We start from the raw sequence: 19,571 nt of genomic DNA on the forward strand, positions 1-19,571 counted from the left end.
AGAAAAAATTATTTAGTGCTTGGAGAATATTTTACAAGTACATAGTCACCAAGCTCATGAGAAAGAGGTATGGAGATAAAAATATCACCGCCTGATTCATAAGAGAAAAGCTTCGGAAAACCTTCATTCACATCATTTTTCTTTATAAGAGGGAAATCTGCATCCTCAAGTAAAGCTTTTAGAGTGTCCACAGTTAAATTCTTTTTGTATTCCGTAAAGCCGGCTGCCTGCGAGTTTGTAGCATTTTCAAGTTCAACATCATCTGAGAGTATATAGTTTGCAATGGTAAGCGGATCGGCAAAATCAGTAAGTCCGATACTTTCACCTGTATCAAGATTTATATTATTTGTAAAAATAATCTTTTTACTTTCATTTCCTGCTTTAAGCGTTCCGGTGTAAACTATGCTCATTCTGTTTCTGCTTTGATTTTTTACATTATACTTTAATTCTGCAGTTGAACCGGCATTTGAAGTAAATGAATCCAAAGCAAGTCTTGCATTATCTGAAATAGTTTTATTCACTGATGATTCTATTTTAGAGTCAATTCCGCTAAGTTTAGGATAGGAGATTTTTGATTTATCCTTGGAATAGCTCTGTGCATTTTCGGTAACGCTTGATTTTGATGATGATTTTTTATCAGCGGTAGTTGTTTTACCGGATTTTGTCTCAGCCAAAGAGGTAGACTCTTTACTGTCACTTGTAGGTGCAATGGTGGTCGGTGACATAGCACCGTTAGCACCCTCGGCAGCGGTAGTAGTAGGTGACATGGCACCGTTAGCTTCTGTAGTCATAATACTTTTCAAATCTGAAGTATCCTTACTTTTGCATCCTGCACTTATCACAGGCAATGCAAGAATTGTTAAATATAATAATAGTTTCTTCATTTTACCTCCATATGATTTGATTTCTTTAAGTACATTATACATGAAAACAGAAAAAAGAAATCTTAATTATAAATTAGATTTTAAAAAATACCGACCTTATAGTTTTTATAATATGTTTGCTTTCAATTTTAAATATGTTAAAATAATGCGAATGAGTAGAACAAAATTTAATTTTGGGGAGATAATATGGCATTTATCAGTGTTTTTGATGTGCTTGGGCCGAATATGATAGGGCCTTCAAGTTCACATACGGCAGGAGCATGTGTAATTGCATTCTTGGCAAGAAAAATGATAGGAGGAAATCCCAAAAAGGTAGAGTTTATACTCTACGGCTCCTTTGCAAAGACTTACAAAGGACATGGTACGGACAGAGCATTACTTGGCGGACTTATGGGATTTGGTACGGATGATGTAAGAATACGTGATTCATTCAGTATTGCCGCCGAGAGAGGAATAGAGTATAAATTTACGCCAAACAGTGATCTTACCGAGATTCATCCGAATACGGTTGATGTATGTATGGAGGATGAAGACGGCAGAAAGGTTACAGTCAGAGGTGAATCACTTGGTGGCGGAAAGGTAAGAATAGTAAAGATAGATCAGGTAGATATCGACTTTTCAGGTGAGTACAGTGCCATAATTTTGGTACATCGTGACAGGCCGGGAGTTATAGCATATATCAGTAAGATTTTAAGTGAGCATAATATAAATATTGCATTTATGAAGCTTTACAGAGAGTCAAAGGGAAATAAGGCATATACTATTATAGAATCGGATGAAATGATACCTCCCGATATAAAACCGGGACTGTATAAAAATGAACATATATCACAGGTAAGGATAGTTCAATAGGAGAGATTATGGATTTTATTAATGCAAAAGAACTTTTGGAACTTTGTGATAAGAAAAACATGTCGATTGCCGAGATAATGAAAATAAGGGAATGTGACGAGAGTACAAGTTCAAAAGAAGAAATAATAAACAAGATGAAAAGAGTTCTTGAGATTATGAGAGACTCTTCAACATTACCTATAAATACACCCATAAAATCAATGGGAGGACTTATAGGAGGTGAGGCAAAAAAGCTTAGCGAATATCAAAAGCAGGAGAAAAATATGGGTGGCCCGGTACTTTCAAAGGCAATAATGTATGCAATGGCCGTTTTGGAGTGCAATGCCTCCATGGGGCTTATAGTCGCAGCTCCTACAGCCGGTTCATCAGGTGTGGTACCGGGACTGTTGCTGGCAATGCAGGATGTATATTCATTTCCGGATGAGAAAATAATAGATGCATTATTTACGGCGGGGGCAATAGGATATCTTGCCATGAGAAACGCCACCGTAGCCGGAGCTGTAGGCGGTTGTCAGGCGGAGATGGGAGTGGCGGCAGCCATGGCGGCTGCAGGTGCGGTTGAACTGATGGGAGGAAGTCCTTCTCAGTGTTTGGATGCATCATCAACAGTGCTTATGAATATGCTGGGATTGGTATGCGACCCTGTAGGGGGTCTTGTAGAATATCCATGCCAAAACAGGAATGCTTCAGGAGTGGCAAATGCCTTGGTGGCTGCAGAGCTGACAATGGCGGGAATAAAACAGCTTATACCTTTTGATGAAATGCTTGATACAATGTATAAAGTAGGCAAGAGAATGCCGGTGGAACTTAGAGAAACGGCGCTTGGAGGATGTGCGGTGACAAAAAGCGCGTGTGATGCCTGCGGAGGTTGTAGCTAAAAATGCGATTACCCGATATAACTACATATCGGGTAATCGCTTATTTTAATTATTTATTATATTTATAGAATCCTTCACCGGCATTTATACCTGTTTTACCTTCTGAAATATATTTTTCAAGAACAGCTTTTATTTTACCTTGAACAGTACTTGGATCCTTTGAAAGCGGATCGTTTGATACTACATTAAGGGCTGTATTTAAACCAATTATATCAAGAATCTGGAAAGGACCGTAGGGTGATCCTGTGCCCAGTCTCCATGTAAGATCAATGGTAGCAGGATCTGCGACTTCCTTTGCAAGCAGCATCTGTCCTGCATTTAAGAAAGGTATCAGCATGGAATTTAGTATATATCCGGGTTGTTCTTTAGTAAGTCGAAGCGGAATCATTTTAATATCCGATGCAAATTTTGCTACAGCCTCATATGCATCCTTGTCTGTACCGTCATGCCCCATAATCTCGGCAGTATTGCTTATCCATATATTGTTTGCAAAGTGAATAGCCAGATATTTTTCGGGCCTGCTAAGACAATCACGGAATTGGCTTGGAATCATACTTGAAGAGTTTGTGGCAACTATTGTCTTTTCCTCAAGATGTGGATCCAAAGCCTTATAAAATTCCTTCTTTGCTTCAGGATTTTCAGCCATACTTTCAATTACAAGGTCTGTATCCTTACAAGCCTCTTCAAAACTTGTAGTAAGAATTATTTCTTTGTAGGCTTTCTCTGTAGCTTCCAGAAGCTTATCTATATCCGATTCCGTAAGGGATCCGGAATCAGGAGCCAAACCTCTTGGCAATGAGACTCCGGAACCAATACTTTTCTTAGCCTCACTTAATGTATTCTTGTAAATATTATATAATCTATCCAATTTTGGCTTTGTTCTTCCTATAGACTCTTCACTTCTGAGCCAAATCTTTACATTGAAACCGCAAAAAGCTGATTGAAAAGCTATCTGTGAGCCAAGTACGCCACCGCCTGCAACTGTTATATTTTTCATATTACCTCCTTAATATCCTATATAAAGGACAAAGATTATTGTAAATGTACAATATTTAATTGTATAAAATATTATAACACTTTTATATAATTTTGGGAATATATTTTACCGTACTGTTAAAGTTTTAAACTTTAACTTTATGAAAATATAGTATATAATGTACCGGTAAATTGTAAGAGGTTTAAGGAGGTTTTAAATGGGTAAGCAACCGAAAAAACGAAACAGTGGTAACACTTTAGGGCTCTGTTTAATGATTTTGGCCGCTGTTATTACTATTATAATAGCTTTTCCGGTTACTGATGGTATCAGAAAGACTATAAAAGATAATATCAAATATATTGCCGGTACATATTCCGCTACGGAAAAGGGATTTGGTGGCAAGGTAAAAGCCATAGTAACAGTCGGAGATAACGGAATAGAAAATATTTCATTTGAAGGGTCTAAGGAAACTCCGGATATAGGAGGAGCTGCTGTTGAAAAACTCAATGCACAGATGAAAACAGTGCTTGATACCGAGATTGACTCTGTAAGCGGTGCAACAGTCACTTCCACAGCTTTGAAAAGAGCGTTGAAAAAGGCTTTACTGAAGGCTCGAGGTAAAGAAGTTAAAGAAAATATGGAAGTAAAGTCTGCAGATATTGTAGTAATAGGTGCAGGCGGTGCAGGAATGAGTGCGGCGATAGAAGCGGCACAAAAAGGCGCTACAAATGTAGTTATTTTGGAGAAGATGCCTTTTACAGGCGGTAACACCGTAAGGGCTACAGGCGGTTTGAACGCTTCTGAAACTCAGTATCAAAAAAGAGACGGTATAGAGGACAGCAATGATTTGTTCTATGAAGATACAATGAAGGGCGGAAAGAATTTAAACGACCCCGATCTTGTAAGAACTTTGGTGAAAAATTCGGCTGCAGCAGTTGACTGGGTAAATGAAATCGGCGGAGATCTTTCTGTAGTTGCTCAGTTCGGTGGAGCAAGTGTAAAGAGAATACACAGACCAAGTGATACATCTGCGGTAGGACCTATGCTTGTAAAGACCTTAAACGCAAAGCTTGATGAACTTGGAATTCCTGTTTTACTTGAAACCAAGGCTACAAAGATAATTGCCGATAAGGACAGTAAGATAACAGGGGTGGAAGCCGAAGATGAAAACGGAGAGTTTGTTATAAATACCAAGGCTGTCATACTTGCTACAGGAGGTTTCGGAGCAAATCCCGATATGGTGGTAAAATATGCACCACAGCTTGCAGGATTTATTACAACGAACCATTCAGGAGCTACAGGTGACGGTATAGAAATGGCACTTGAATTGGGAGCCGGACTTACAGATATCGAGCAGATTCAAACTCATCCTACCGTAAATCCGAATACCGCAACAATGTATACAGAGGGTGTTCGCGGTAACGGTGCTATACTTGTAAATGACGACGGAAATCGTTTTGTAAACGAACTTGAGACAAGAGATGTTGTTTCCGCAGCAATACTTAAGCAGCCAAATGAAGAGAGCTGGCTCGTTTTTGATACGGCGGTAAGAGAATCACTCAGTGCTATAGAAAAATATATAAATGAGGGAATTATTGTAGAAGCAAATACAATAGAAGAACTTGCTGAAAAAACAGGTATTAACAAAGAGAATCTTGTAGCTACCATGAATAAGTACGCCTCAATGCAGGAAGCAGGTGAGGACAGTGAATTCGGAAGAAAGAGTATGGAAGTACCTCTTACAAAGGCACCTTACTTTGCAGGACTTGCGAAACCTGCTATCCATCATACAATGGGCGGTGTAAAGATAAACACTGAAACTCAGGTTTTAAAAGAAGACGGAAGTGCTATCCCGGGACTTTACGCTGCCGGTGAAGTGGTAGGCGGAGTACACGGAGCCAACAGACTGGGTGGAAATGCCGTGGCGGATATAGTGGTATTCGGACGTATTTCAGGCGATAATGCAAACGGATATGTACTTGCAAACGGCGGAAATACCGAAAGAACCATAGTCGTAGAAAACGAAGATGCAAACTTTGTTCCACAGGATATAAAGACAGATCTTAAAGACGGTTCTTATAAAGGAAGCGCAAAGGGATTTGGCGGAGATGTGGAAGTCACATTTACCGTTAAAAACGGTATAGTAAACGATCTTTCTATAAGCGGAGGCAAGGAAACCGCCGAAATAGGAGGAAAGGCCATGGAGAAAATAAAGAGAAAAATGCAGTCAAGCGGTGAGTTCAAGGTTGACAGCGTATCCGGAGCATCTATTACCTCAAAGGGTATAAGTGACGCTATAAAGAATGCTACATTGCAGTAGTTAAATTTATAAAAAAGCCGATGTCTTTTTGATATCGGCTTTTTATAAATAAAATCTGTCGGTATATATTATGTTAAAATTATCCAAAAAAAATCATAAATTAACATAGATAAAATAAGTGCTTTATGCTAATATTTATATGTTAAGCAACTATAGTGTGCTACAAAGACAGAGTAAGCATTTAGGGGGACAAATTGTTAATAACCAGGGAAATGGACTATGCTGTAAGAATTATTAGAGCATTAAAAGAGGGGACAAAAGTTTCGGCAACTGAGGTGGCTAAAAAAGAACATTTACCACAAGCTATTACATATAAAGTTTTAAACAGTCTGTTGAAATCGAAATTGATTGGAAGTATGAGAGGAGTCAACGGCGGATACTATTTAAAATGCGACCTTTCAGATACCACATTGTTTGATATTTGTATTGCATTAGGCGAGGACATGAGTATTACGGAATGTATAAGAGAAGGTTTTGATTGTATCAATAACAGATGTGGAGAATGTATGCTGAACAAAGAGTTTACAAGAATACAAAGCGCATTGAACAGAGAATTACAGAAAACCACTTTGGATAAACTTTTATAGGTTTATCCTTTTTTATTTGTGAAGAATTGCAAAAAATCTAATTGTTAAAAAGCTTTAAAGTGCTATAATATTTTTATAAGTTAAAATTTTAAGGAGGCAGATTATGATAAACAGAATATATCTTGCAGGCGGTTGCTTTTGGGGTGTTGAAGGATATTTTAAAAGAATTAAAGGAGTGATGGATACGACTTGTGGCTATGCAAACGGTAACACGGAAAATCCAAGCTATGAGGAGGTTTGCAGGCACAATACAGGACATGCGGAAACGGTTTTGATTGATTATGATGAGAGTGTATTAAGCCTTGAGGATTTACTTATTTATTATTTTAGAATAATAGATCCGGTCAGCGTAAACAGACAGGGAAATGATGTGGGAACACAGTACAGAACAGGCATTTATTATACAGATGAAGCTCAGTTGCCGGCAATAAATAAGGCAATTGAGAGAGAGCAAAGAAAGTATGGAGAAAGAATTGCGGTAGAAGTATTGCCGATTGAAAACTTTTATACTGCGGAAGAGTATCATCAAGATTACCTTGATAAAAATCCTAACGGATATTGTCATATAAATCTTGCTTGGGCAAATGAACCTATAGTAAGGTCGGAAGAATATAAAAAGGATGATGATGAGGTTTTAAAAAACAGACTTAGCGCTCTACAATATGATGTAACTATGAATGCGGCTACAGAGAGACCTTTTGACAATGAATTCAACTCAAATTTTGAAAAAGGCATATATGTGGATATTACATCAGGTGAGCCGTTATTCTTTTCTACAGATAAGTTTGAATCCGGATGCGGTTGGCCAAGTTTTTCAAAGCCTATACAAAAGGATTTGGTACATTACAAAGAGGATTTAAGCCTTGGAAGAAGAAGGATTGAGGTAAGGAGTAATAATGCCGATATTCATCTTGGACATGTGTTTAATGACGGCCCAAGTGAGCTTGGCGGATTAAGATATTGCATTAATTCTGCGGCACTTAGATTTATTCCTTTGGATAAAATGGAAGAAGAGGGGTATGGTTATCTGATAGAGTACGTTTCTTAAGTAAATTGTCCTTGTAAAAAAGCATTTAAAATGTTAGTCTAAACAAAGAAAAATAAAGGGGATGAATATGACTGACAATTTTAAATACGGTGAAGAGACGAAACTTGAAGAGACAAATGAAAAGAGAGCTAATTTCTCAGGAGGCCTTGGATATATCTTGGCAGTGGCAGGCTCTGCGGTAGGACTTGGTAATATTTGGAGATTTCCATATCTTGCGGCAAAGTACGGTGGAGGTATGTTTTTATTGACCTACCTTTTACTTACTCTTACGTTCGGATATGCAATGATTATGTCCGAGACTACCATAGGCAGAATGACAAAGAGAAGTGCAATAGGTGCATTCAATCAGTTTGGAAACAGCAAGATACTTAAGGTGGGCGGATTTATAAATGCAATAGTACCTGTACTTATTGTACCTTATTACAGTGTAATAGGAGGTTGGGTAGTAAAATATCTGGTAGAGTATATAAAGGGAAATGTATCGGGGCTTGCAAGTGAAGGGTATTTCGGCAGCTTTATAGGGGATACAAAGATAGTATTTTTCTGGTTTATTATATTTGCAGTAGCTACTTTTGTGGTAATACTTGGAGGTGTGGAGCAGGGAATTGAGAGAGTGTCAAAAATAATGATGCCAATGCTTATCATACTTGCAATTATTGTTGCGGCTTATTCGGTTACAAGACCAGGAGCTATGGCCGGAGTGAAATATTTCTTTGTTCCGAACTTCAGTAACTTTTCTTTGATGACGGTGGTTGCGGCACTTGGACAGATGTTTTATTCTCTGTCCATTGCTATGGGTATTTTGTACACCTACGGTTCATATTTGACAAGAGATGTCGATGTGGAGATATCTACTTCAAGAGTGGAGCTTGTGGACACGGGTGTGGCTGTTTTGGCAGGACTTATGGTTATCCCCGCGGTATTTGCATTCTCAGGCGGTGACCCTGCAAAGCTTAAGGCCGGACCCTCACTTATGTTTATTACCTTGCCGAAGGTTTTTGAAAGCATGGGAGCAGGACGCATTGCAGGTATAGGATTTTTCTTACTTGTACTTTTGGCTGCACTTACAAGTGCCATATCACTTGTGGAAACAAGTATTTCCACTTTCTGTGATGAGCTTAATTTAAGCAGAAATAAATCTATAATTTTAATGGCTGTGATAATGGTATTTGTCGGAGGTTCATCTGCGGCAGGATACGGTATATGGGATTTTGTTTTGATATTTAAGATGCCTATACTTGACTTCCTTGATTTCCTCACAAACTCTATTATGATGCCTATAGCGGCACTTGCCACCTGCTATTTGGTGGTAAAAGTGATTACATTAAAGAAAATTGATGATGAAATTTCGTATTCTTCAGCATTTAAGAGAAAAAAGCTTTATAATATAGTAATGAGGGTATTTGCACCGATATTTTTAATCGTAATATTGGTGAGTGCCATATTAAATACCTTGGGATTTATCAGCCTGTAAAATCGGCTTAGTATATGCTCATATTTGACTTTACAAAGAATGGAGTTTTCAATGAAAAAATTGGATGTAGTTGCATTAGGAGAATTATTGATTGATTTTACACCTGCAGGACTTTCACCTGCAGGCATGAGACTTTTTGAGCAAAATCCGGGAGGAGCACCGGCAAATATGCTGACCGCCGTATCAAGAGTCGGATTAAAATCAGCTTTTATAGGTAAGATAGGTGCCGACATGCATGGAGACTTTTTAAGAAGTGTACTTGACAGCGTCCCTATTGATACAAGCGGATTGATTACCGACCCTTCAGTATTTACCACCTTGGCTTTTGTAAGTCTCTCAATAACAGGAGAGAGAGCCTTCTCATTTGCAAGAAAGCCGGGAGCGGATACAAGACTCACTATAGATGAGATAAATAAAGATATTCTCTCAGATACAAAAGTATTTCATGTGGGTTCACTTTCTCTTACAGATGAGCCTTCAAGAAGTGCTACATTTGAGGCGGTTAAGCTTGCTAAGGAAGCAGGAGCAATTATATCCTATGACCCCAATTACCGTGAGCCGCTTTGGGACAGTGTGGATAAGGCCATGGAGATGATGAGATTGATGTCTGAGTTTGCGGATATTATGAAAATATCGGATGAAGAAACATCTCTTCTTACACCATATATGGAACCGCTTGAGGCAGGTAAGTATTTGGTGGAAAGAGGAAGAAAACTCGTTGTGGTTACTCTTGGAGAAAAGGGTGCATTGGTCGTTTCAAAAGCGGGATATGTTGAAGTACCGGGATTTAAGAGTAATGTTGTGGATACTACAGGTGCAGGAGATTCCTTCTGGGGAGGTCTGCTTGCAAGATTTTTAAGTGAAAATATGGATCTTGACAATATAACTTCAAAACAGATGTATGATATTGCAAGATTTGGAAATGCTGTAGCAAGTCTTTGTGTGGAAAAAAGAGGTGGAATTGTAAGTATACCTTCACTTGATGAAACTTTAGAGAGGTTAAAGCAATGAAAAATATCGATGTAGCGGTTATAATGGCAGGCGGAAAGGGCAGCAGACTTCGTAGCATAACTAATGATGAAATACCAAAGCCGATGGTACCTGTGGACGGCAAGCCTTTACTTGAATATCAGGTAGAGAAGTTAAAATCCTATGGTATCAAAAAGATAGTAATGATTGTAGGACATTTGGGTGAAAAAATTGTAGATCACTTCAAGGATGGAAAAGACTTCGGAGTGGAGATTGACTATATTTTTGAAAAGGAACCGCTTGGTACTGCAGGAGCATTTTATTATTTAAAAGATAAGATAGATGCTAAGGATTTCATGCTTGTTTTCGGAGATGTTTTCTTTGATATGGATTTTGACAGAATGGAAGATTTTCATTTCAAAAATTCAGCCCTGACTACGCTTCTGGCACATCCAAACGGCCATCCGTATGACTCGGACCTTATCAGGATGGATGATAAAGGAAGAGTTATAGGATTTGATTCAAAGCATAATGTAAGAGATTACTGGTATGACAACATGGTCAATGCAGGAATATATATAATAAACAGAAAACTGCTTGACTTGGTAAAAGAACCTGTAAAGACAGATTTTGAAAAGGATATACTTGCAAATCAGGTTAAACTCGGAGCAAATATTTATGCATATCATACACCTGAGTATGTGAAGGATGTAGGTACCGTGGACAGAATAAATGCTACGGTAGAGGAGTTAAAGAGCGGACTTATTCAGTCAAAGAATTTAAAGAATAAGCAAAGAGCGATATTTATTGACAGAGACGGTACTATGAATGTTTCAAAGGGATTTATATCAAAAGCTGATGACCTTGAACTGATCCCGGGAAGCATTGAGGCTATAAAGGCAATAAATAAGAGCGGTGCGTTGGCAATAGTTATTACAAATCAACCTGTTATTGCAAGAGGCGAGTGTTCTTTTGAAGAACTTCACAATATTCACAATAAGCTGAAGACTCTTCTAGGTGAAAAGGGAGCTTTTGTAGATGATATTTTCTATTGTCCACATCATCCTGATAAGGGATTTGAGGGTGAAGTGCCTGAACTTAAATTTGACTGTGAATGCAGAAAGCCGAAGACCGGTATGATTGACGAGGCGGTAAAGAAATATAATATAGATCTTTCAAAGTCATATATGGTGGGAGACTCCACAATGGATCTTGAGACGGCAAGAAATGCCGGAGTAAAATCCGTGCTTGTAGATACAGGTTTTGCAGGAAATGACGGCAAATACGACAGAAACTGCGATATTGAGGCAAAAAATCTCTTTGATGCGGTGGAGAAGATAATTAAAGATTTCAGATAAGAATATTAAAAAAGAGGCCGGTAATTTTACAATTGTTGCAGCAGTCTAAAAACAACTGCAAATGATTGTAAAATACAGCCTCTAAAGTTTTTTCTACCAAGTACATCTTGCGCTTGCACCGCATGGCAGGATAAAGTCCGATTTATTTACAGGTAAACCTATTTCCATAGCTTCTATGCTTGCTGCAGGAAGCTTATTTTCTTCTAAAGACTTCTTCATCATATAGGTCAGTACACCGGGAGCCAGACCTGTGGTATATGAGTTGATAAGGAAGAAGAGCGGTTCTTTGCTAAGCAACTGTGTTGTCAGCTTTATAAATTCATATATGGAGTCTTCTATTTTCCATATCTCACCCTTAGGACCTCTTCCGTATGAAGGCGGATCCATTATTATGGCATCATAGGTATTTCCACGTCTTATTTCTCTTTGTACAAATTTTATACAATCATCCACAAGCCATCTTATATGAGCATTGGAAAGCCCTGAGCTTACCATATTTTCCTTTGCCCAGCCTACCATACCCTTGCTGGCATCTACATGTGTTACATTGGCACCTGCTGCAGCTGCGGCCAGAGTAGCACCACCTGTATATGCAAAAAGGTTAAGCACTTTGATTTCACGATTTTTATCTGTAGCTTCTTTTATTTTATTATAACTGAAATCCCAGTTTGTAGCCTGTTCAGGGAATACACCTGTATGTTTGAATGTAAAAGGTTTTAGATTAAATGTTATTTTTGATGAAGGCAGTTCATAGTCGATACTCCAGGTGTCAGGAAGATTAAAAAATTCCCAATGTCCACCGCCGGCCTTACTTCTGTGGTAGTGTCCGTTTTTTTTCTTCCATGCAGGATTTTTATGCTCCGTATTCCAGAGTACTTGAGGATCGGGTCTTACCAGTATATAATCTCCCCATCTTTCAAGCTTTTCACCGTTTGAAGTATCCAGTATTTCATAGTCCTTCCAATTATCTGCAATCCACATAATTTTTCTCTCTGTTTTTTATTATAAAAAATGCCGCTTGGTTGTATTCACAACCTAATACGGCATTGTCTGTACCGGTTAAACCGGCTATTTACTAAAGATATTTAAATAATTCCTGTGCCTCATCTTTTTTGGTGGTTTCCTTTAGGGAAAGTACCTCAAATTTTACAGACTTGCCACCGAATAATACTTCTACAATATCCCCTACTTTTACTTCAGCAGATGCTTTTACAACCTTATCATTGATAAGAACTCTTCCGGCATCACATGCTTCATTGGCTATTGTGCGTCTTTTGATTACTCGTGAAACCTTTAAAAACTTGTCAATACGCATTATTTATTAACAGCATCCTTTAGTGCCTTACCCGGCTTGAACTTTGGAACTACGCTCTCAGCAATCTTCATTGTCTCGCCTGTTCTTGGGTTTCTTCCTTCTCTTGCAGGTCTTACAGATGTTTCAAATGTACCGAAGCCAACAAGCTGGATCTTTTCCTTCTTAGCAAGCTCTTCTGTAACAACTTCTACAAAAGACTTAAGTGTAGCCTCAAGATCCTTCTTTGTAACGGAATTATCCATCTTCTTAGCAATAGCATCGATTAACTCTGTTCTATTCATTTTCTTCCTCCTAAAAATAATGTTCTAAACATTATACTAAAATATTACTGCCGGATTCAGTCGGCAATATAGAATCATTATGAGATATGATACCACTCATAACATAATTTATATAGTCTGTTTAGGCTGATTTGTCAAGAAGAATAAGGCAAAAAAGCCATTTTGTAAGGGTTTTTTCTCTATAAAGTCATTTTATTTAAGAAAAAGTATATTTTTAGTTGACAAAGTATAGTTAAAGGGTGTATTATACTAATACCCCGTGGGGGTGTTTTAGAAAGGAGAAATATGGTAAAAGAAAAATATAATATTACCGGAATGAGTTGTGCCGCCTGCTCCGCCAAAGTGGAGAGAGTGGTAGGCAAGCTTGACGGTGTGGAGAATGTATCTGTAAATCTTTTGACTAATTCCATGCAGGTGGAATATAAGGAAGATAAGCTGAGTTCAAATGATATAATAAAAAATATAGCCGATGCCGGATATGGAGCATCTTTGGCTACAGACAGCAAACAAAAAAAAGAAGAGAAAAGTTTAAAAAAGACCAATGATGATGCAATAACTTCTATGAAGTTCAGGTTGAAGGTATCTATAGTATTTTTGGTTATTTTGATGTATTTCAGTATGGGAAGCATGATAGGTTTACCGCTTCCGAAATTCTTATCAGGTGAGGGTAATCCGGTAGGCTTTGCCCTGACACAGCTTTTACTGGTACTGCCTGTAATGTATGTAAACAGAAAGTATTATATAAGCGGATTTAAATCTCTTTTCCATCTTTCACCGAATATGGATACACTTATTGCGGTAGGTACAGTTGCCGCATTTACATATGGAGTAATTGCAATCTATGTAATGGGTTATGCACTTAATAATGCAGATATGCATACAGTGACGGAATACAGAATGAATCTTTATTTTGAATCTGTGTCCATGATATTGACTCTTATTACTTTAGGAAAATTTTTTGAAACAGGTTCAAAAGCAAGAACAACAGATGCAATATCAAAGCTTATAGATTTATCACCGAAGAGGGCAAATGTACTTCGTGACGGTGTAGAGGAGAACATACTTACAGAAGATGTTGTAGTGGGAGATATTGTAATAGTCAGACCCGGTGAGAGCATTCCGGTAGACGGAATGATAATTGAGGGCAGTACGAGTGTGGATGAGAGTGCCATTACAGGTGAGAGTATACCTGTGCAAAAGGAGAAAGGCGATAAGCTTATAGCCGCAACTATAAATAAAAACGGTAGTGTAAGAATAAAAGCCACAGAGGTAGGTGAGGATACCGCTATTTCAAGGATAATTGCTTTGGTGGAAGAGGCTTCATCATCAAAAGCGCCTATTGCCAAGATGGCTGATAAGGTCGCAGGAGTATTTGTACCGGTTGTTATGGGAATTTCACTCATAACATTCATAGTATGGTTGGCACTGGGATATGATTTTTCATTTGCTCTAAATTGTGCTATAGCGGTACTTGTTATATCCTGTCCATGTTCACTTGGACTTGCAACACCTGTAGCCATAATGGTCGGCACAGGAAAGGGCGCCGAAAACGGAATACTTATTAAATCTGCCGATGCACTGGAGACCACTCACAGTATTGATACTGTGGTACTTGATAAGACAGGTACCGTAACAGAGGGTAAGCCTGTAGTTACAGATATTTTGGCATTTGATATAGACGAGAATGAATTTTTAAAACTGGCTGCAGGAGTTGAGAGCGCTTCGGAGCATCCTTTAGCTGAGGCTATTGTAGAAAAGGCTAAGGAAAAGAATTTAGAGATTGTTTCACCTACAGAGTTTCAGGCGATATCAGGAAGAGGTATTGTTGCAAGTGTAGGCGGTTCAAAAATTATTGCCGGAAATGAGCAGGCCATAAAAGAGCAGTATGGAAACAGTGAAAACTTTACAGAAGTATTTAAAAAGGGAAATGAGCTTGCCGCTCAGGGTAAGACACCGATGTACTTTATGAAAGACGGCAAACTGCTTGGAATTATTGCAGTTGCGGATACAATAAAAAAAGACAGTAAGGAAGCTATACAGGCTCTTAAAAACAGAAATATTGATGTCATATTGCTTACAGGTGATCATAAAAACACTGCAATGGCTATTGCAAAGGAAGCAGGCATTAAAAAGGTTATTGCCGAAGTTTTACCTACCGATAAGGAAGAACATATCAGAGAGCTTATTAAAGCAGGACATAAGGTGGCAATGGTCGGTGACGGAATCAATGATTCGCCTGCACTTGCAAGAGCGGATGTAGGTATTGCAATAGGTGCAGGTACGGATATCGCTATAGAGAGTGCGGATATAGTACTGATGCACAGCTCATTAAAGGATGTGGCTACGGCAATTGATTTAAGTAAGGCGGTAATCAGAAATATAAAGCAGAATCTTTTCTGGGCATTCTTTTATAATTCAATCGGAATACCTTTGGCTGCAGGAGTATTTTATTTAAGCATGGGATGGAAGCTCAGTCCTATGTTCGGAGCGGCCGCAATGGGAATGAGCAGTGTATGCGTGGTAAGTAACGCACTCAGACTAAGAGGCTTCAAGTCGAAGGAAATAAAGAAAAACAATATAGAAAATGATGAGATAGAGCTAATTGAAAATAAAAGAAAAGAGGATAAAAATATGACAACAGTAATTAATGTAAACGGAATGATGTGTGAGCACTGCAAGGCAACTGTGGAGAAGGTGACAAGAGGTGTAGAAGGTGTGAGCAATTCACTGGTGAATTTGGACGCAAAAAATGTTACAATAGAGCATAGTGCCGATACAGACTTGGAGAAGGTGAAAAAAGCTATTACAGATGCAGGCTATGAGGTAGTATAATGAGAGCCGATTCTAAGACTGTTTTAAGGCAGTTAAAGACTGCCAAAGGACAGCTTGAGGGCATAATAAAGATGGTGGAAGAAGACAGATATTGTATTGATATATCAAATCAGGTTCTTGCCACCAGAGCTCTTCTTGAAAGGACAAACCGTATTATCTTGGAATCACATATAGAGGGTTGCATTTTGGATGCGGCAGCTACAGGAAGTGAGGAAGAGAGAAAAGAGAAGATATTTGAGCTGTCAAATATGATAAAGAAGATGATGAAATAATGGAAAGAGAAATTCTTTATATAATAGACGGGGAGTATAAGGATATTCAAGACTATTTAAAAGCAAAGGGATATTCGGCCTCAAATATTATAGATCTTAAAAAATATGAAAACGGTATAATGCTCAACGGAGTTTGGGCTTATATGAATCAGAAGCCGGCGGTAAATGACCGGCTTCTTGTGCGTGTATGTGAAAATAGAAAAAGTGAAAATATAGTACCTGTGGACATCAAGCTTGATATAAAATATGAGGATGATGATATAATAGTTATAAATAAGGCCGGTGATATGCCGATTCATCCAAGCCTTAATAATTATGAGAACTCACTTGCAAACGCTCTGATACACTATTATAATGGCAAAAACTTTGTTTTCAGATGCATTAACAGACTTGATAAGGACACTACGGGGCTTACAATAGTGGCAAAGCATTTCTTAAGTGCAGGTATTTTAAATATAGCTATGCAAAACAGGCAGATAAAAAGGGTGTATAATGCTATAGTAAAAGATGACGGCAGACTGCCGGATGCAGATACAATTGACTTGCCGATAGCCAGAGAAGATGATACCTTGATAAAGAGAAAAGTAAGCTCTGACGGTCAAAGGGCTGTGACACATTTTAAGGTCTTGAAAAGATTTGAAAAATACTCTTTAATAGAGCTTAGACTTGAAACAGGCAGAACACATCAGATACGTGTACATATGAGCCATATAGGTGCACCGCTTGTAGGAGATTATTTGTATAATGATAATGATTACGGTAAAAGCTTTGTAAGACCGCTCTTGCATTCAAAGAGCCTTGAGTTCACACATCCTATAACAGGTGAGAGAATGTATCTTGAGTGTGATTTACCGGCAGATTTTAAAGAAAAGATAGGAAAGAATTATGTTTAGAATAGAATACCCACATCTTGATATGAGAAAGATTGCAGACAGCGGACAGATATTCAGATTTAATATTTATGAGGATGAATTCAGCCTTGTGGCAGGTGAAAGGCTACTCTTTATAAAAGAGGACGGAGACGGATATATACTCTCTTGCAGTGAAGAGGAGTTTAATGATTTTTGGTTGGATTATTTTGACCTTAGACTTGATTATAAAGAGTATGAGAAGAATATTCCAAAGAGCGATCTGTTTTTAATAAATGCAGCCGAATATTCATATGGAATTCGTATATTAAATCAGGATAAATGGGAAATGCTTATATCATTTATTATTTCACAAAGAAAGAGTATACCGGCTATTAAATCATCGGTTGAAAAACTTTCAAAGGTGTACGGGAAAAAAATAGATATGCAAGTTCCGGATTTTATTAAAAATATCGATCCGAATACAGAATTTTATAGTTTCCCCACACCGGAGGCTTTAGCAAATGCAAGTATTGATGAGTTAAATGCCTGCTCACTCGGATACAGAAGCCCATATATAGAGGCTACTGCAAAGGCGGTATTCAGAAAAGATATAGAAATTGAGGCACTTGCAAAGCTAAATGATACGGAACTTTTAGCCGCTTTAATGAGTCTTAAGGGTGTCGGTATAAAGGTGGCAAACTGTGTGGCATTATTCGGTTATCACAGAATTGCAGCCTTTCCTATAGATGTCTGGATAAAGAGAATGATTGATGAGCACTATGACGGAGAATTCCCACTGGAGCTTTATGAAGGCTATGCAGGTGTTATTCAACAATATATTTTCTATTATGGCAGAGAAAGTGTGAAACATAGTAGTAATTAGCATAGAAATTTGATATTATATTACCATATCAAAATGGTGAAAAGGGACACATTTCCTATGAAAGGAGCATTATGAACGAACTTACAAAAAAGGCTTATGAGACCTGGAAAAATGCCGACTTGGCTGATGAGGCTCTTGTAAAAGAGATGGCATCCATTGCAAATGATGAAGAGGCTATCAATGACAGATTTTATAAGGAATTGGCATTCGGTACAGGCGGTCTTAGAGGCGTGCTTGGAGTTGGAAGCAACAGAATGAATATTTATACTGTTGGAAAGGCCAGCAGAGGTTTGGCAAATTATATAAATTCCATATCAAAGGCTCCTAAGCTTGCCATATCATATGACAGCAGAAACAATTCAGATGTATTTGCAAAAAGAGCGGCAAGTATATTTGCAGGAGCGGGAATAAAGGTATATATCTGGAAAGAGCTTATGCCTACACCTGCACTTTCTTTTGCGGTAAGAGAGCTCGGATGTGACGGCGGTATAATGGTGACAGCCAGCCACAACCCTGCAAAATACAACGGATATAAAGTATACGGTGCTGACGGATGTCAGATAGCCAATGAGGCGGCAGACAGAATACTTGATGAGATAAACAGTGTGGAGACATTCTCAAACTATGGGCTGGTTGATTTTGAGGAAGGCCTTAAGTCGGGTATTATCGAGTATATAAGTGAAGATACCTTTAATGCCTTTATGGATGCGGTTTCAACACAGACTTTTATAGGTGATGATGTTGATAAGAATGTAAAAATTGCTTATACACCTCTTTACGGAACAGGTTTAAGATGTGTTACAACCTGTCTTAAGAAAAACGGATTTACAAATATTGAGATAGTAAAGGAGCAGGCTACTCCAAACGGAGATTTCCCAACCTGCCCATATCCAAATCCTGAGATAAGAGAAGCTCTTGAAGTAGGTTTGAATGTTGCTAAAGAAGTTGGAGCGGATATTCTTATTGCTACAGACCCCGACTGTGACAGAGTAGGTATTGCAGTAAAGCAGGGAGATGATTTCAGACTCTTCTCAGGAAATGAAGTAGGAGTTTTACTTACAGACTTTATTGCAAAGAGAAAAGTTGCAATGGGAATTATGCCTAAGAAGCCTGTAGTTGTTAAAACAATAGTTACTACAGATCTTGTAAACAGAGTTGCAGACAACTACGGTATCGAGACAAGAGATGTGCTTACAGGATTTAAATATATCGGAGATCAGATTGCAAATCTTGAAAAAGACGGTGAAGTGGACAGATACCTCCTTGGATTTGAGGAGAGCTACGGATATCTTTCAGGAAGCTATGTAAGGGATAAGGATGCTGTAAACGGAGCATATTTGATTGCACAGATGTTTGCATACTATAAGGCTGAGAACAAGTCATTACTTGATGTACTTAACGGATTATATGAGAAGTACGGATATTATCTGAATACACTTTATTCATTTGAGTTTGAAGGCGAGAGCGGAATGAAGAAGATGGATGCAATAATGGATACTTTCAGAAACAATACTCCAAAGGAAATTGCAGGTGTAAAGGTTTTGGAAGTAAGAGATTATGAGACTTCCACTCAGACAAATCTTGCTACAGGTGAGAAAAAGGCAATAGACTTACCGAAGTCAAATGTTATCAAGTATATGCTTGAGGGCAACTCATCTGCAGTACTCAGACCTTCAGGAACCGAGCCTAAGTTAAAGCTTTATCTTGCTATAAGCAGTGAGAATGAAGCAAGTGCAAGAGAACTTGAGAGCAAAATAGCAAATGAAATAAAGAAGAGTTTAGCTTAAATTT

Annotated in this window: 18 protein-coding genes; 13 read left to right on the forward strand and 5 right to left on the reverse strand. The window is 38.2% G+C overall.

All coding sequences use genetic code 11. The features are described 5' to 3' along the window. Positions 1-8 precede the first annotated feature (8 nt). Positions 9-884 (reverse strand): hypothetical protein, encoded by an 876-nt coding sequence (locus tag HMPREF1135_RS01125; protein WP_007591048.1) that lies wholly within the window; start codon positions 882-884, stop codon positions 9-11. 186 nt (positions 885-1,070) lie between these two features. On the opposite strand from HMPREF1135_RS01125, the gene sdaAB reads away from it, so the two are divergent. Together sdaAB and sdaAA are read left to right on the forward strand one after the other, a co-directional pair. Further along, entirely contained in the window at positions 1,071-1,736 is a 666-nt protein-coding gene (sdaAB, locus tag HMPREF1135_RS01130) for an L-serine ammonia-lyase, iron-sulfur-dependent subunit beta (RefSeq protein ID WP_007591056.1), read from the forward strand. 8 nt (positions 1,737-1,744) lie between these two features. After that, positions 1,745-2,614 carry an L-serine ammonia-lyase, iron-sulfur-dependent, subunit alpha gene (gene sdaAA / locus HMPREF1135_RS01135; protein ID WP_007591058.1) on the forward strand — a complete coding sequence of 290 codons (870 nt, stop codon included), beginning with the start codon at positions 1,745-1,747 and terminating at the stop codon, positions 2,612-2,614. A 49-nt stretch (positions 2,615-2,663) separates the two neighbouring features. Here sdaAA and HMPREF1135_RS01140 read toward each other — a convergent pair whose 3' ends face one another. Continuing rightward, a complete protein-coding gene (locus tag HMPREF1135_RS01140) occupies positions 2,664-3,611 on the reverse strand; it encodes a 3-hydroxyacyl-CoA dehydrogenase (protein ID WP_007591060.1) in 948 nt (315 codons plus the stop codon). Positions 3,612-3,807: 196 nt separating this feature from the next. Between HMPREF1135_RS01140 and HMPREF1135_RS01145 the strand changes: the two genes are divergently transcribed. The 6 genes from HMPREF1135_RS01145 to HMPREF1135_RS01170 all read left to right on the forward strand — a co-directional run bounded on the left by HMPREF1135_RS01145 (position 3,808) and on the right by HMPREF1135_RS01170 (position 11,346). Continuing rightward, a complete protein-coding gene (locus tag HMPREF1135_RS01145; protein ID WP_007591063.1) occupies positions 3,808-5,910 on the forward strand; it encodes a flavocytochrome c in 2,103 nt (700 codons plus the stop codon). A 194-nt stretch (positions 5,911-6,104) separates the two neighbouring features. After that, positions 6,105-6,497 carry an RrF2 family transcriptional regulator gene (locus tag HMPREF1135_RS01150; RefSeq protein WP_007591068.1) on the forward strand — a complete coding sequence of 131 codons (393 nt, stop codon included), beginning with the start codon at positions 6,105-6,107 and terminating at the stop codon, positions 6,495-6,497. A 103-nt stretch (positions 6,498-6,600) separates the two neighbouring features. Continuing rightward, entirely contained in the window at positions 6,601-7,545 is a 945-nt protein-coding gene (gene msrB / locus HMPREF1135_RS01155) for a peptide-methionine (R)-S-oxide reductase MsrB (protein WP_007591069.1), read from the forward strand. A 67-nt stretch (positions 7,546-7,612) separates the two neighbouring features. Continuing rightward, positions 7,613-9,019, forward strand: a complete 1,407-nt coding sequence (locus HMPREF1135_RS01160) for a sodium-dependent transporter (protein ID WP_007591070.1) — start codon at positions 7,613-7,615, stop codon at positions 9,017-9,019. Between the two features lie 51 nt (positions 9,020-9,070). Beyond that, a complete protein-coding gene (locus HMPREF1135_RS01165) occupies positions 9,071-10,030 on the forward strand; it encodes a carbohydrate kinase family protein (RefSeq protein ID WP_007591073.1) in 960 nt (319 codons plus the stop codon). Then, entirely contained in the window at positions 10,027-11,346 is a 1,320-nt protein-coding gene (locus HMPREF1135_RS01170; protein WP_007591075.1) for an HAD-IIIA family hydrolase, read from the forward strand. The genes HMPREF1135_RS01165 and HMPREF1135_RS01170 overlap by 4 nt, the downstream gene beginning before the upstream one ends. 93 nt (positions 11,347-11,439) lie before the next feature. Here the strand turns inward: HMPREF1135_RS01170 and HMPREF1135_RS01175 are convergent, their stop codons facing one another. The 3 genes from HMPREF1135_RS01175 to HMPREF1135_RS01185 all read right to left on the reverse strand — a co-directional run bounded on the left by HMPREF1135_RS01175 (position 11,440) and on the right by HMPREF1135_RS01185 (position 12,960). Further along, positions 11,440-12,327: a class I SAM-dependent methyltransferase gene (locus HMPREF1135_RS01175; RefSeq protein WP_007591077.1), complete on the reverse strand. Its 888-nt coding sequence runs from the start codon at positions 12,325-12,327 to the stop codon at positions 11,440-11,442. Between the two features lie 94 nt (positions 12,328-12,421). Next, positions 12,422-12,661, reverse strand: coding sequence for an RNA-binding S4 domain-containing protein (locus HMPREF1135_RS01180; protein WP_007591079.1), 240 nt, complete (start codon positions 12,659-12,661; stop codon positions 12,422-12,424). Further along, complete coding sequence (locus HMPREF1135_RS01185; protein ID WP_255347314.1) at positions 12,661-12,960, reverse strand: HU family DNA-binding protein; 300 nt, start codon at positions 12,958-12,960, stop codon at positions 12,661-12,663. Before HMPREF1135_RS01185 ends, HMPREF1135_RS01180 begins: the two co-directional genes overlap by 1 nt. 267 nt (positions 12,961-13,227) lie before the next feature. Here HMPREF1135_RS01185 and HMPREF1135_RS01190 point away from each other — a divergent pair, with 267 nt between their 5' ends. The 5 genes from HMPREF1135_RS01190 (at position 13,228) to HMPREF1135_RS01210 (ending at position 19,567) form a co-directional block, all read left to right on the forward strand. After that, a complete protein-coding gene (locus HMPREF1135_RS01190; RefSeq protein WP_007591083.1) occupies positions 13,228-15,774 on the forward strand; it encodes a heavy metal translocating P-type ATPase in 2,547 nt (848 codons plus the stop codon). After that, positions 15,774-16,046, forward strand: a complete 273-nt coding sequence (locus tag HMPREF1135_RS01195; RefSeq protein ID WP_007591085.1) for a metal-sensing transcriptional repressor — start codon at positions 15,774-15,776, stop codon at positions 16,044-16,046. Before HMPREF1135_RS01190 ends, HMPREF1135_RS01195 begins: the two co-directional genes overlap by 1 nt. Further along, complete coding sequence (locus HMPREF1135_RS01200; protein WP_007591087.1) at positions 16,046-16,939, forward strand: RluA family pseudouridine synthase; 894 nt, start codon at positions 16,046-16,048, stop codon at positions 16,937-16,939. Before HMPREF1135_RS01195 ends, HMPREF1135_RS01200 begins: the two co-directional genes overlap by 1 nt. Beyond that, the gene (locus HMPREF1135_RS01205; protein ID WP_007591088.1) at positions 16,932-17,780 is read left to right on the forward strand and encodes a DNA-3-methyladenine glycosylase family protein; all 849 of its coding nucleotides are present in this window, start codon (positions 16,932-16,934) and stop codon (positions 17,778-17,780) included. Before HMPREF1135_RS01200 ends, HMPREF1135_RS01205 begins: the two co-directional genes overlap by 8 nt. 71 nt (positions 17,781-17,851) lie before the next feature. Then, a complete protein-coding gene (locus tag HMPREF1135_RS01210; protein ID WP_007591090.1) occupies positions 17,852-19,567 on the forward strand; it encodes a phospho-sugar mutase in 1,716 nt (571 codons plus the stop codon). The last annotated feature ends 4 nt before the right edge of the window (positions 19,568-19,571 follow it).

The sequence above is a fragment of the Lachnoanaerobaculum sp. OBRC5-5 genome (genome assembly GCF_000296385.1).
Taxonomy (GTDB): Bacteria; Bacillota; Clostridia; order Lachnospirales; family Lachnospiraceae; genus Lachnoanaerobaculum.